This window comes from Streptomyces sp. NPDC006235 (assembly GCF_040613735.1).
Lineage (GTDB): Bacteria > Actinomycetota > Actinomycetes > Streptomycetales > Streptomycetaceae > Streptomyces.
Genome location: NZ_JBEXSR010000003.1, coordinates 420965 through 433232 on the forward strand (window position 1 = coordinate 420965; position 12268 = coordinate 433232).

Sequence of the window (12268 nt, forward strand, 5' to 3'; positions counted from 1 at the left end):
GTTCAGCGAAGCAGAGAGGTCCGCGCCAGCCTCAGTACGCGCTGTTGACGTTGTCCATCGAGCCGTACTTGTCAGCCGCGTAGTTGCAGGCGGCGGTGATGTTGGCTACCGGGTCGTAGATGTCCCAGGAGGTGCCGGGGACGTGCCAGTGCTTGAAGGTCGGCGGGATGACCTGGAGCAGGCCCTTCGACGGGATGCCGTTGATGGCGTTGATGTCCCAGTTGTTGATCGCCTTCGGGTTACCCGAGGACTCTCGGATGATGTTGCGCTTGATGCCGTCGTAGGAGCCGGGAATCCCGTGCTTCTTCATGACGTCGAGCGACTCGCGGATCCAGCCGTCGAGGTTGTTCGGGTAGCTCTTGGCGGCGGCCTTCTTGACCTGGGCGCGCTTGGCGTCCCGGCTCGCGGCCTCCTTGGCCTTGCGCGCGGCCTCGGCCTTCTTCTTCGCGGCCTCGGCGGCGGCCTTCTTCTTGGCGGCGGCAGCGGCGTCGGCCTTCTTCTTCGCCGCGATCTGCTCCGCCTTCAGGCTGGCACCGGCCATCTGGTCGGTGACGCTCGCCTTGACGTCCTTGATCTGCTCGGTGCTGAACGCCACCGCAGCCGGCTGAGCGGCCTCGGTCGTGGTCTTCGTCGACGCGCCGCTCGGCACCGCGGAGAAACCGATGGCGGCGGCGCCGAGGGTGGCGACACCCGCCATGGCGATCTTGTGGTGACGGGTCAGGGTGCGACTGCGGCCACGGCTGAAGATGTTCTTGGGCATGGTGGTGTGGACCTCTTCGAATAGCGCGGGAGTCGCTCGGCGTCCGGCGTTGGACTCGGTGTGTTTCCGACACGAACGCCGCGGAGGTGAACCCACGGCGCTGAGCGACGCCAGCAATTCTTAGCGGCCGCAAAATGGCGTGGCAAAGGTGTGACGTACGATGCCCGATAGTGGATCAGGGAGGGGTAAATCGGGGCAGATTGGACTGTCTGTGCCGCTCAAAAGGTGGGGCTTTGTCTCCTACGTACTTTCGTACGTGACGTGGGTCCTATGCGCGGGCTCACACCGGGCGAGGCACGCTCTCACCGCTGGTTGCACAAGCGATGCTCAGCGTGAGGGTTCTGCCACCCTTGCTACGGCAGGACGAGGTGCACGTCCCCGAACTCGTGCCACAGGTAGCGGTCCCGCACCGCCGCCTCGTACCCGCGCCGGATCGCCTCGCCCCCGGCGACCGCCTCCAGCATCAGCAGATGCGAGGCCTCCGGCTCGTGCAGCCCGGTCAGCAGTCCGTCCACCACACGTACACCGCGCTCCGGCGTGACGACGAGATCCGTCCACCCGGCACGCGCGCGTACGCCCCCGTCGGCGCCCACCGCCGACTCGACGGCCCGCACCGCGGTCGTCCCGACCGCCACGACCCGGCCCCCACCGGCCTTCGCGGCGTTGATCAGCCGCGCCGACGCCTCGGGCACCGCGAAGCGCTCCGGATACGGCGGCTCGTGCGCCTCCGCCGACGCCACCCCCGTGTGCAGCGTGACCGGCGCGAACTGCACGCCCCGGCTCACCAGCTCCGCCACCAGCCGCCCCGTGAAGGGCCGCGCCGCACTGGGCATCTCCGCACTGCCCGCCCCGTCCGCGGACGGCAGCGCGAACACCGTCTGGTAGACGGACAACGGCTGGTCGCGCTCCGTGTACGCGTACCGAATGGGCCGCCCGTGCTCCCGCAGCAGCCCCGGCACCCCCGCCCCGGCGACCCGCGCCCACCACAGCCGTCCGCTCCGCCCGCTCAGCGGCTCCTCCAGAACCAGCCCCCCGCCTCCCGGCAGGCACACCTCCGTCCCCGCGGGCCCACCCGCACGCGCGCGCGTGGTGCCCCGCCCGTCGGGCTCCCGCAGCTCCACCGCCCAGCGTCCGTCGTCCCCACGCGTGGAGAAATGCACCACCACGCGCGCGTGCCCGACCCACCCGTCCACGGCCGCCGCCAGCGTGGCCGAGGTGTTGACCACGAGAAGATCCCCGGCCCGCAACAGCTGCGGCAGCTCCCTGAACGTGTGATGCGCCACCTCCACGCCCCGGGACACCAGCATCCGCACGGCATCCCGGTCCAGCCCGGGCCCCCGCTGCTCGACCGGCACCCGGGCCGACAGTTCCTCCGGTACCCGTACGGCCGCCGTCATCGGACCCCGTCCACCAGAGCCGGGGCCCCGTACCGCCCGCTCGCCGGCCGCTCGTCCAGCAGCCGCAGGAACCCCGGCACCACAGCCGCCGGCTCAGGCCGCGGGTCGTGATCGTCCGGTACGGCCGCCGCATACAGGTCCGTGGCCATGTCCCCGGGGTCCACCGCCCAGACCCGCAGCCCCGGCTCCTCCACGGCGAGCACCGCCACCAGCTGGTCCAGGGCCGCCTTGGACGCCCCGTAGCCGCCCCAGGTCTCGTATGCCTCGGCGGCCGCGTCGGAACTGACCGCCATGACGGTGCCGGCCCGCGAGGCCCGCAGCAGCGGCAGCGCCTCTTGGGCCAGGCCGAGACCCGCCACCAGGTTCACCTCCAGCGCCCGCCGCAGCCCCTCCAGGGGCAGCTCCTCCAGCCGCACCAGCGGCTCGGCGCCCAGCGCGCTGGCGTTGTGCACCAGCAGGTCGACGCCACCGAGCCGCGACGCCGCCGACACCAGCGCCGCCCGGTGCGCGGCATTCGTGACGTCCCCCGGCAGGGCGGTCACACGCGTGCCGTGCGCGGAGACGGCCTCTACCGCGACCCCCAGTGCCTCGGCACCCCTGGCATCGAGCACCAGATCCCAGCCCCGCCCGGCCAGAGCCTCCGCGAGCGCCCGGCCCAGACCCTTGGAGGCTCCCGTGATGATCGCAACCGGCATGATCCGCTCCCTCGCCGTGACCGTGTGCCCTCAACGTAGGAACAGGGACACCCGGACCGCCTCGGACGCGGGCCGCAACCCACCGGGTCCCTTCGCCCTACGCCACCGGCCCGGCGCCCAGGACCGAGGGCGTGTCGGCCCCGCGACCTAGGCCCACAGGCCTGGGCGTCCACCGCCACCGGTCCGATCCGCGCTGTCACAGCCCGCCGGTACCGTGAGGTCATGAGTCACGGTCCCCGGTCCGGCCTCGCCGCGGTGAGCTCCGCGTTGCTGGCCATGAGCAGGCATCTCGAGGTGCGCGACGTCCTCAAGACGATCGTCGCATCGGCCCGCGAGCTGCTCGACGCGCAGTACGCCGCGCTCGGCGTCCCGGACGACCACGGCGGCTTCGCCCAGTTCGTGGTCGACGGCGTCAGCGACGAGCAGTGGAAGGCCATCGGCCCGCTCCCGCGCCAGCACGGCATCCTCGCCGCGATGCTCCACGAGGCCAGGGCCGAGCGCCTCGCCGACGTCCGCAAGGACCCCCGCTTCGAGGGCTGGCCGAGCGCCCACCCCGACCTGGTGGACTTCCTGGGCGTGCCCATCCGAGACGGCGACGAGGTCATCGGCGCGCTGTTCCTGGCGAACAAGAACTGCCCCAAGCCGGAAGGCAGTTGCGGCTTCACACAGGACGACGAGGAACTGCTCGGCATCCTCGCCCAGCACGCGGCGATCGCCCTCACCAACGCCCGCCTGTACGAACGCAGCCGCGAACTCACCATCGCCGAGGAACGCTCCCGTCTCGCCCACGAACTGCACGACGCGGTCAGCCAGAAGCTCTTCTCCCTGCGCCTGACCGCCCAGGCCGCCGCCCGTCTGGTGGACCGGGACCCCTCCCGCGCCAAGGGCGAACTCCAGCAGGTGGCGGCCCTCGCCGCCGAGGCGGCCGACGAACTGCGCGCCGCCGTCGTCGAGTTGCGTCCCGCCGCCCTCGACGAGGACGGCCTTGTGGCCACCCTCCGGACGCAGGTGCAGGTTCTCGACCGTGCCCACTCCGCCCGCGTCACCTTCGCCGGCCGCGGCGTGAAGGCCCTGCCCGCCTCCCAGGAGGAGGCCGTCCTGCGGGTCGCCCAGGAGGCCCTGCACAACGCCCTGCGCCACTCCGGCGCCGACCACGTCGACGTGACCCTGGACCGCCGCGGCAGCGGAGCCGTCCTGCGCGTCACGGACGACGGCAGCGGGTTTGACCCGAGGGCGGTCCGCCGCGCGGGGCGCCATCTGGGCCTGGTCTCGATGCGGGACCGGGCGAGTGGGGCGGGCGGCACGCTGACCGTGGAATCGGCGCCCGGCAAGGGCACCACGATCGAGATGGAGGTCCCCGGTGGCTGACGCAATCAAGGTGCTGATCGTCGACGACCATCAGGTCGTCCGCCGGGGCCTGCGCACGTTCCTGGAGGTACAGGACGACATAGAGGTCGTCGGCGAGGCGGCGGACGGCGCCGAGGGAGTCGACCGCGCGGAGGAGCTGCGGCCCGACGTCATCCTCATGGACGTCAAGATGCCGGGCATGGACGGCGTCGACGCCCTGCGCGGACTCCGCGAACGGGACAACCCCGCGCGCGTGCTGATCGTCACGAGCTTCACCGAGCAGCGCACGGTGGTCCCGGCCCTGCGCGCAGGCGCCGCCGGCTACGTCTACAAGGACGTCGACCCCGACGCCCTCGCCGGCGCCATCCGTTCCGTCCACGCCGGGCACATCCTCCTCCAGCCGGAGGTCGCCGACGCCCTGCTCTCCCAGGAGGAGGCCAACTCGGGTCCCGGACGGGCAGGTTCGCTCACCGACCGGGAGCGCGAGGTGCTCGGCCTGATAGCGGACGGCCGCTCCAACCGGGAGATCGCCCGCTCCCTCGTCCTCTCCGAGAAGACCGTCAAGACCCACGTCTCGAACATCCTGATGAAACTCGACCTGTCCGACCGAACGCAGGCCGCCCTGTGGGCCGTTCGCCATGGCGTGACCGGCTGACACGCTGATCCCACGGCAACACGGAGGGTTCCATTCCGAGCTGAGATTCATACTGTCGTGGGAACGTCCCTCACATGGCGCAACCTCGGTGGATCTCCACCGTTCTCCAGTGCGTGCTGCGGCGCCTGCCGCGGCAATCGCAAGGAGGGCTCAGAAGTGAAGAACCTGAAGAAGGCCGCTGCCGTGACGATGGTGACGGGTGGCCTGCTGGCCGCGGGCGCGGGCATCGCCTCCGCCACCAGCGCGCACGCCGACGGCCAGGCCGTGGGCTCCCCGGGCGTCGGCTCGGGCAACGTCGTCCAGGCCCCGGTGCACGTCCCGGTCAACGTCTCCGGCAACAGCGTGAACGTCGTGGGCGTCCTGAACCCCGCCTTCGGCAACCTCGCCGTCAACCACTGACCACCCACCTCCGTCTCCGAGCCGGAGGTACCACCGGCCTCCCGGCAACGCCTGGGAGGCCGGTTCGGCATGTGCTGAGCCTGCGGGCAGTCGTGTCGGCTTAGCTGCGGGCAGTCGTGCCGCTGGGGCGGCACGGGTGGGCGCAGCGGCACCCCGCAACGCCGGGCTGCGCACCCACCCGGCCCCAGCACAGACGCCGAGCACCCTCACAACCGACAGTCACCGCACCGCACCCCGCTCAGCACCAACGCCGAGCACCAGAACGACGCCCAGTCACCGCACCCCCCGCTCCCGCTCCTCCACAACGGAGTTGTACGCCGCGACCTGCGCCCGCCGAGCCGTCCGCTCCACCGGCCGCAACGCCTCCCCCCGCGCCGCCATCTCACCCGCACTCACCGCACCCCCGGGCCCACTCTCGGTCGCCACAGCGATGAGCACCCCCACCCGCTGCGCCAACTCCAGCACCCGCACGGCCCGCGCCGGATACCCGGGCGCCAGCACCTCCCGCCCCCGCTCGGCCCGCGCCCGATACGCGTCGACCGCCGCCTCCGCCATCGGCCCCGCCCCGGCCACATCCAGCCGCGTCAGTACCTCGGTCGCGTCCCGGAGGGCCTCGGCGAGCTCCCGCTCCGCCTCACCCAGCGACGGCACATCCGCCGGTGGCGCCTCCCGCACGGGCAGCACATGCCACACGACCTCGTCCTGCACCCCCTCAGGCCCGGCCTCGTACACGTCGGGCACCAGCCCGAGGGCGGCCCCGTAACAGACCACCGCCTCCTCGGCCTCCAGCGCCCGCGCGTTGAACTCCGGCGGCCCGCTCAGGCCCAGCGGATGCCCCGGCGCGGGCAGTGCCACCCGCAGCCCGGTCACCCCGAGCGTCCGCAGCCGCCCCAGTGCGAGCGTCAGCCCGACCTGGCCCGACTCTCCCGGCAGCCCCTCCACCCGATGCACCGCGTCCTCGCCGACGATGGCGAGCACGGCGTCATCCGGTGAGACAAGTCCGGCCAAAAGGGCATTTCCCCATGCAGCGAGACGTCCAGCGCGCGGTTCCGTGAGCATGTCCCCACCCTAGGACCCTCCAAGGACCGGACCGAGGGAATGTCCGGGCCGACCGGTGGCGTAGATTTCATGGAGGGCTGCGCCCACCGGCGCGGCGGACCGAGCCACAGGCTTACGCGACAGCCGAGACCGGCCACACTGCAAGGGGAGACAACGCGCTCATGAGCGATGTTCTGGAGCTTCAGGACGTATCCGTGGTCCGCGAGGGCCGGGCTCTGGTGGACCAGGTCTCCTGGTCGGTCAAGGAGGGCGAGCGCTGGGTCATCCTGGGCCCGAACGGCGCCGGCAAGACCACCCTCCTCAACCTCGCTTCCACCTACCTCTTCCCCAGCTCGGGCACCGCCGCCATCCTCGGCGAGACCCTCGGCAGGCCCGGCACCGACGTCTTCGAGCTGCGCCCGCGCATCGGCATGGCCGGCATCGCCATGGCCGACAAGCTCCCCAAGCGCCAGACGGTCCTGGAGACGGTGCTGACCGCCGCGTACGGCATGACCGCCACCTGGCACGAGGACTACGAGGAGATCGACGAACAGCGCGCCCGCGCCTTCCTCGACCGCCTCGGCATGAGCGAGTACCTGGAGCGCAAGTTCGGCACGCTCTCCGAGGGTGAACGCAAGCGCACCCTCATCGCCCGCGCCCTGATGACCGACCCCGAGCTGCTCCTCCTCGACGAGCCCGCCGCCGGTCTCGACCTCGGCGGCCGCGAGGACCTCGTCCGCCGCCTCGGCCGGCTGGCCCGCGACCCGATCGCCCCCTCGATGCTCATGGTCACCCACCACGTCGAGGAGATCCCCCCGGGCTTCACGCACGTCCTCATGATCCGCCAGGGCAAGGTCCTCGCCGCCGGCCCGATGGAGCTCGAACTCACCTCCCGCAACCTCTCCCTCTGCTTCGGCCTCCCCCTCGTCGTCGAACAGGCGGGCGAGCGCTGGACGGCCCAGGGCCTCCCGCTGTCCTGACCCGGCACCTCGCCACACAAATCCCAAAGTAAGAAGGCCATTTCACACGCTGGGCGCCCTGTCGGCGACGGGGCCGTCCGACCTACCATGCCCCTGTGGACATCGACGCATGGCTGTGGTGGCTGATCGGCGCGACAGCGCTCGGCATCGCGCTCGTGGTCACCGCGATGCCGGAACTCGGCATGCTCGCGGTGGGCGCCATCGGCGCCGCGGTGGTCAACGGCCTCTTCGGCGGCGGAGCCGTCGCACAGGTCGTCGTCTTCGCCGTCATCTCGACCGCCGGCATCGCCGTCGTACGGCCCATCGCCAACCGACATCGCGCCCAGCGACCCCAACTCGCCACCGGCGTGGACGCGTTGAAGGGCCGACAAGCCGTCGTCCTGGAACGCGTCGACGCCTCCGGCGGCCGGATCAAGCTGGCCGGAGAGGTCTGGTCGGCCCGCGCCCTCGACACCGGCCGCGCTTACGAAGTGGGCCAGGAAGTGGACGTCGTGGACATCGAGGGAGCCACTGCGATCGTCATGTGACCTCGCAAGACGTAACTGGAGTGAACTCCTCGCCAGCTACGCGACGGTCTGACAGACTCGACCAGCAAGATCTTCGACAACCATAAGATCTGCCGAAGTCGCCGAGGCGGAGAAGGGTACGGGGAACGACGATGGAACCGGTCATCATCGTCCTGATCATTCTGGTGGTGTTGGTCTTCATCGCCCTGATCAAGACGATCCAAGTCATCCCACAGGCCAGCGCGGCCATCGTCGAGCGATTCGGCCGCTACACGCGGACGCTGAACGCCGGCCTCAACATCGTCGTCCCGTTCATCGACACCATCCGCAACCGCATCGACCTGCGCGAGCAGGTCGTCCCGTTTCCGCCGCAGCCGGTGATCACCCAGGACAACCTGGTGGTCAACATCGACACGGTCATCTACTACCAGGTCACCGACGCCCGCGCCGCGACCTACGAAGTCGCCAGCTACATCCAGGCGATCGAGCAGCTCACCGTCACCACGCTCCGCAACATCATCGGCGGCATGGACCTGGAACGGACCCTGACCTCCCGCGAGGAGATCAACGCGGCCCTGCGCGGCGTCCTCGACGAGGCCACCGGCAAGTGGGGCATCCGCGTCAACCGCGTGGAACTCAAGGCGATCGAGCCGCCCACCTCCATCCAGGACTCGATGGAGAAGCAGATGCGCGCCGACCGCGACAAGCGCGCCGCGATCCTCCAGGCCGAAGGTGTCCGGCAGTCGGAGATCCTGCGCGCCGAAGGTGAGAAGCAGTCCCAGATCCTGCGTGCCGAAGGTGAGGCCAAGGCAGCCGCCCTGCGCGCCGAGGGCGAGGCCCAGGCCGTCCGTACGGTCTTCGAGGCCATTCACGCCGGCGACCCGGACCAGAAGCTGCTCTCCTACCAGTACCTCCAGATGCTCCCCAAGATCGCCGAAGGCGACGCCAACAAGCTCTGGATCGTCCCCAGCGAGATCGGCGACGCCCTCAAGGGCCTGTCCGGCGCCATGGGCAACTTCGGCGGCATGGGTGGCGGTTCCGGAGGCAACGGCGGCGCGTCCGGCGGCGTCGTCCCCGCCCAGGAACGCCGCGAGAAGCCGTCCATCGACTGACCTCACACCACGACTGACCCCGCACGCACGAAGGGGGCCCGCTTCCCGAGGAAGGGGGCCCCCTTCGTGCGACGACAACCGACGACGACTAGGCCGCGGGCTGCGCCAGCCACTCCGGCAGCGCGTCGAAGTCGTCCTGCCCCAGCGCCAGCAGCATCGCGTCCGCCGGAGTCGGCTCGAACGGCTGCCGCAGCAGCGGCATCCCCGCCTGCTCCGGAGTCCGGTTCGCCTTGCGGTGATTGTCCTCAGCGCACGAGGCCACCGTGTTCAGCCACGTGTCCTGACCGCCCTGCGACCGCGGCACCACATGGTCGACGGTCGTCGCCCGCCTCCCGCAGTACGCGCACCGGTGCCGGTCCCGGACCAGCACACCCCGCCTCGACCACGGCGCTCGTCTTCGGAAAGGCACCCTTACGTACTGGCAGAGCCTGATCACACGGGGCGCCGGTATGTCGACCGCGGCTCCCCGCATCCGCAGTTCGGGGTGGGCCTGCTCGACGACGGCCTTGTCCTGAAGCACCAGAACGACGGCTCGGTTCAGCGTCACCGTCGACAGCGGCTCGAAGCTCGCGTTGAGTACCAGCGTGTCCCGCATACCAGCCCACCTCCCGTGTGCACCGGCCCACCCCCTGGCGGGCTGGGATCAACTCTGGCCGGGCACGCCGAGATGGACAACGCAATATCTGCTGCTCCTACGGGGGGTGACCCCCGCGACCCCCGGCAACAAAAATGCCCGCTCCTGATCAATTCCAAGACCAGGAGCGGGCAAACGTTCCGTGAACGCCGGGATCGCGGGGCGGCTCGTCAGCCCTCGGCGGGTACCTCGTACTCACCGATCAACTGGGCCCGCGCGATCGTGTGGAACCGCAGGTTGAAACCCACGACGGCAGGCGAAGCGTCCGCGTCCGGACCGAGCTTCTCCTGGTCCACGGCGTACACCGTGAACACGTACCGGTGCGGCCCGTCCCCGGGCGGCGGCGCGGCCCCACCGAACTCCTTGCCGCCGTAGTCGTTACGAGCGTGGACCGCACCCTCGGGCAGACCCTCGAACTTGCCGCTGCCCGCGCCCGCCGGCAGCTCGGTCACCGACGCCGGGATGTCGAACAGCACCCAGTGCCAGAACCCGCTGCCCGTCGGGGCATCGGGGTCGTAGCAGGTCACGGCGAAGCTCTTGGTCTCGGGCGGGAAGCCCTCCCACCGCAGCTGCGGCGAGGTGTTGCCGGCCGCTTGGACCTGAGCGTCCTTGAGCGTCGCCCCCTCCTGGACGTCCTCGCTCGTCACCGTGAACGACGGCACGGGCGGATGGAAGTCGTGGGGGAGCGGCCGCCGCTTGAGCTCGGTCACCTCGGTACCTCCTGATCGGTTCTTGCAGTTGATCCCGAGCCTAGGGGGTGCCCTAGAACCAGCTGCGCTTGCTGCCGACCTCGGACAGCCACTGGTTGAGGTACGCCACCCAGTCGGTCCCCTGGTAGTCGTTCAGACCCACCTGGAAGGACCGGAAGGTGTCGCTGCCCTCGCTGAACAGCCCCGGCTTCTTGTCCATTTCGAGCACCACGTCCATCGCGTGCGCGTCGGCCACGAAGCTCAGCTCGACCTGGTTCAGTCCCCGGTACTGCTGCGGCGGGTAGAACTCGATCTCCTGGTAGAACGGCAGCTTCTGCCGTGTACCCCGGATGACCCCTCGCTCCATGTCCGCGTTCTTGAACCGGAAGCCCAGCTGGATGAAGGCGTCCAGGATCGCCTTCTGCGCCGGCAGGGGGTGCACCTTGATCGGGTCCAGGTCACCGGAGTCCACGGCCCGCGCGATCTCCAGCTCCGTGGAGACCCCGATGTGCATCGAGCGCAGCTCCTGCCCGTCGATCGTCGTGATCGGCGTCTCCCACGGAATCTCCAGCCCGAACTGCACCGCGTGCACCGCGTTCGCCTGAAGCTCGAACGCCCCGCCCAGGCGGGACTTCGTGAACTCGATGTCCTGCTTGTACTCCTGGTCGCCGCTCTCCACCTCGACCTTGGCCTGGAGCCCGACCGAGAGTCCCTCGATCTGCTGGTTCACGGACCCGCCCTGGATCCGCACCTCACCCTGGACGACACCGCCCGGGACGACGTTGACCTCATGGAGCACCGTCTCGACCGAAGCCCCGCCGGCCCCCAGGCTCGCGAGCAGCTTCTTGAACGCCATGTCTCTCCCTCTCGCCCACTACGGGTGAATCCCTGATCCCTACAAACGCGATCCGGCCGTGGCCGGTTCCACGCCCTCACCCTGGCAAGGCCGGTGCCCTGAGGCCACCCCGCCGCGCCACCCGTCTCCAGTACCCTCGGACGGCATGATCGCGACCCCCGACCGTACGCCCCTGCCCAGGGAGTTCTTCGACCGGCCCGTCCTCGATGTCGCCCCCGACCTCCTCGGCCGCATCCTGGTACGCACCACCCCGGACGGTCCGATCGCCCTTCGCCTCACCGAGGTAGAGGCCTACGACGGTGCCGACGACCCCGGCTCCCACGCCTATCGCGGCCGTACGGCCCGCAACGACGTGATGTTCGGTCCCCCCGGGCACGTGTACGTCTACTTCACCTACGGCATGTGGTTCTGCATGAACCTGGTGTGCGGCCCCGAGGGCAAGGCGAGCGCGGTCCTGCTCCGCGCCGGCGAGGTCATCGAGGGCCCCGAACTGGCCCGCACCCGTCGACTCTCGGCCCGCAACGACAAGGAACTGGCCAAAGGCCCGGCCCGCCTGGCCACGGCCCTGGACGTGGACCGCTCCCTGAACGGCACGGACGCCTGCACCTCCGGTGCGACACCCCTGAGGGTCCTCGCGGGCACGCCCGTACCCCGTGACCAGGTGCGCAACGGCCCGCGGACCGGAGTCGCGGGCGACGGGGGCAACGGCGACATCCACCCCTGGCGCTTCTGGATCGCCAACGATCCGACGGTGAGCCCCTATCGGGCCCATGTCCCGAGGCGTCGCCGAAGTTGACGCGTCTCCGCAGGATGCGTAATGTAGCCCGAGCCGCTTGACCCGGGTACGGCATTCGCCAGCAGCCGGAAGCGGCCAACCCACTACCTAGCGACTCCCCTCAGCAGGGGCGAATTCGGCGTGCCCGCATGCCTGAATTCGGCGCCGACGGACTCGATTATGAGTTGGCCGGGGAATCGGTTAGCGTAGTGAATGTCGAAAGGCCGACGAGCGAAAGCCAAGGCCGCCCGGCAAATCCCGCCGACAGGGAATCGGATCGAGAAAATGATCTGATAGAGTCGGAAACGCAAGACCGAAGGGAAGCGCCCAGAGGAAAGCCCGAGAGGGTGAGTACAAAGGAAGCGACCGTTCCTTGAGAACTCAACAGCGTGCCAAAAGTCAACGCCAGATATGTTGATACCCCG

At 70.2% G+C, this 12268-nt stretch carries 14 protein-coding genes; 7 read left to right on the forward strand and 7 right to left on the reverse strand.

The genetic code is table 11. From position 1 onward, the window contains the following. Window positions 1-31: 31 nt before the first annotated feature. The 3 genes from ABZ192_RS06035 to ABZ192_RS06045 form a co-directional block, all read right to left on the reverse strand. Window positions 32-760: a transglycosylase SLT domain-containing protein gene (locus ABZ192_RS06035; RefSeq protein WP_356923305.1), complete on the reverse strand. Its 729-nt coding sequence runs from the start codon at window positions 758-760 to the stop codon at window positions 32-34. Window positions 761-1113: 353 nt separating this feature from the next. Beyond that, the gene (locus ABZ192_RS06040) at window positions 1114-2157 is read right to left on the reverse strand and encodes an S-adenosylmethionine:tRNA ribosyltransferase-isomerase (RefSeq protein ID WP_356923306.1); all 1044 of its coding nucleotides are present in this window, start codon (window positions 2155-2157) and stop codon (window positions 1114-1116) included. Continuing rightward, window positions 2154-2852: an SDR family oxidoreductase gene (locus ABZ192_RS06045; protein WP_356923307.1), complete on the reverse strand. Its 699-nt coding sequence runs from the start codon at window positions 2850-2852 to the stop codon at window positions 2154-2156. The genes ABZ192_RS06040 and ABZ192_RS06045 overlap by 4 nt, the downstream gene beginning before the upstream one ends. Before the next feature lie 222 nt (window positions 2853-3074). Between ABZ192_RS06045 and ABZ192_RS06050 the strand changes: the two genes are divergently transcribed. The 3 genes from ABZ192_RS06050 to ABZ192_RS06060 all read left to right on the forward strand — a co-directional run bounded on the left by ABZ192_RS06050 (window position 3075) and on the right by ABZ192_RS06060 (window position 5253). Continuing rightward, window positions 3075-4220 carry a GAF domain-containing sensor histidine kinase gene (locus ABZ192_RS06050; RefSeq protein WP_356923308.1) on the forward strand — a complete coding sequence of 382 codons (1146 nt, stop codon included), beginning with the start codon at window positions 3075-3077 and terminating at the stop codon, window positions 4218-4220. Then, window positions 4213-4854: a response regulator transcription factor gene (locus ABZ192_RS06055; protein WP_356923309.1), complete on the forward strand. Its 642-nt coding sequence runs from the start codon at window positions 4213-4215 to the stop codon at window positions 4852-4854. Before ABZ192_RS06050 ends, ABZ192_RS06055 begins: the two co-directional genes overlap by 8 nt. 156 nt (window positions 4855-5010) lie before the next feature. After that, window positions 5011-5253, forward strand: a complete 243-nt coding sequence (locus ABZ192_RS06060; RefSeq protein ID WP_086847493.1) for a chaplin — start codon at window positions 5011-5013, stop codon at window positions 5251-5253. Between the two features lie 273 nt (window positions 5254-5526). On the opposite strand, the gene ABZ192_RS06065 is transcribed toward ABZ192_RS06060, so the two are convergent. Further along, window positions 5527-6312, reverse strand: coding sequence for a hypothetical protein (locus tag ABZ192_RS06065; protein ID WP_356923310.1), 786 nt, complete (start codon window positions 6310-6312; stop codon window positions 5527-5529). A gap of 161 nt (window positions 6313-6473) precedes the next feature. On the opposite strand from ABZ192_RS06065, the gene ABZ192_RS06070 reads away from it, so the two are divergent. From ABZ192_RS06070 to ABZ192_RS06080, 3 genes are all read left to right on the forward strand, one after another. Further along, complete coding sequence (locus ABZ192_RS06070) at window positions 6474-7271, forward strand: ABC transporter ATP-binding protein (RefSeq protein WP_020272309.1); 798 nt, start codon at window positions 6474-6476, stop codon at window positions 7269-7271. Window positions 7272-7366: 95 nt separating this feature from the next. Then, a complete protein-coding gene (locus tag ABZ192_RS06075; protein ID WP_356923311.1) occupies window positions 7367-7798 on the forward strand; it encodes an NfeD family protein in 432 nt (143 codons plus the stop codon). A gap of 131 nt (window positions 7799-7929) precedes the next feature. Next, window positions 7930-8889: an SPFH domain-containing protein gene (locus ABZ192_RS06080; RefSeq protein ID WP_306968239.1), complete on the forward strand. Its 960-nt coding sequence runs from the start codon at window positions 7930-7932 to the stop codon at window positions 8887-8889. An 88-nt stretch (window positions 8890-8977) separates the two neighbouring features. Here ABZ192_RS06080 and ABZ192_RS06085 read toward each other — a convergent pair whose 3' ends face one another. The 3 genes from ABZ192_RS06085 to ABZ192_RS06095 form a co-directional block, all read right to left on the reverse strand. Beyond that, window positions 8978-9484: an HNH endonuclease gene (locus ABZ192_RS06085; RefSeq protein WP_306968241.1), complete on the reverse strand. Its 507-nt coding sequence runs from the start codon at window positions 9482-9484 to the stop codon at window positions 8978-8980. Window positions 9485-9693: 209 nt separating this feature from the next. Further along, window positions 9694-10233, reverse strand: a complete 540-nt coding sequence (locus ABZ192_RS06090; protein ID WP_356923312.1) for a YbhB/YbcL family Raf kinase inhibitor-like protein — start codon at window positions 10231-10233, stop codon at window positions 9694-9696. 52 nt (window positions 10234-10285) lie between these two features. After that, window positions 10286-11068, reverse strand: coding sequence for a sporulation protein (locus ABZ192_RS06095; protein WP_356923313.1), 783 nt, complete (start codon window positions 11066-11068; stop codon window positions 10286-10288). A 145-nt stretch (window positions 11069-11213) separates the two neighbouring features. Here ABZ192_RS06095 and ABZ192_RS06100 point away from each other — a divergent pair, with 145 nt between their 5' ends. Further along, window positions 11214-11864 (forward strand): DNA-3-methyladenine glycosylase, encoded by a 651-nt coding sequence (locus ABZ192_RS06100; protein WP_356923314.1) that lies wholly within the window; start codon window positions 11214-11216, stop codon window positions 11862-11864. Window positions 11865-12268: the final 404 nt, after the last annotated feature.

Excerpts from the sequence above, each read along its gene's own strand:
- ABZ192_RS06040 (WP_356923306.1), bottom strand. The coding sequence starts at position 2,157 with ATGACGGCGGCCGTACGGGTACCGGAGGAACTGTCGGCCCGGGTGCCG.
- ABZ192_RS06065 (WP_356923310.1), bottom strand. The coding sequence starts at position 6,312 with ATGCTCACGGAACCGCGCGCTGGACGTCTCGCTGCATGGGGAAATGCC.
- ABZ192_RS06100 (WP_356923314.1), top strand. The coding sequence starts at position 11,214 with ATGATCGCGACCCCCGACCGTACGCCCCTGCCCAGGGAGTTCTTCGAC.
- ABZ192_RS06045 (WP_356923307.1), bottom strand. The coding sequence starts at position 2,852 with ATGCCGGTTGCGATCATCACGGGAGCCTCCAAGGGTCTGGGCCGGGCG.
- ABZ192_RS06085 (WP_306968241.1), bottom strand. The coding sequence starts at position 9,484 with ATGCGGGACACGCTGGTACTCAACGCGAGCTTCGAGCCGCTGTCGACG.
- ABZ192_RS06070 (WP_020272309.1), top strand. The coding sequence starts at position 6,474 with ATGAGCGATGTTCTGGAGCTTCAGGACGTATCCGTGGTCCGCGAGGGC.
- ABZ192_RS06095 (WP_356923313.1), bottom strand. The coding sequence starts at position 11,068 with ATGGCGTTCAAGAAGCTGCTCGCGAGCCTGGGGGCCGGCGGGGCTTCG.
- ABZ192_RS06080 (WP_306968239.1), top strand. The coding sequence starts at position 7,930 with ATGGAACCGGTCATCATCGTCCTGATCATTCTGGTGGTGTTGGTCTTC.
- ABZ192_RS06035 (WP_356923305.1), bottom strand. The coding sequence starts at position 760 with ATGCCCAAGAACATCTTCAGCCGTGGCCGCAGTCGCACCCTGACCCGT.
- ABZ192_RS06050 (WP_356923308.1), top strand. The coding sequence starts at position 3,075 with ATGAGTCACGGTCCCCGGTCCGGCCTCGCCGCGGTGAGCTCCGCGTTG.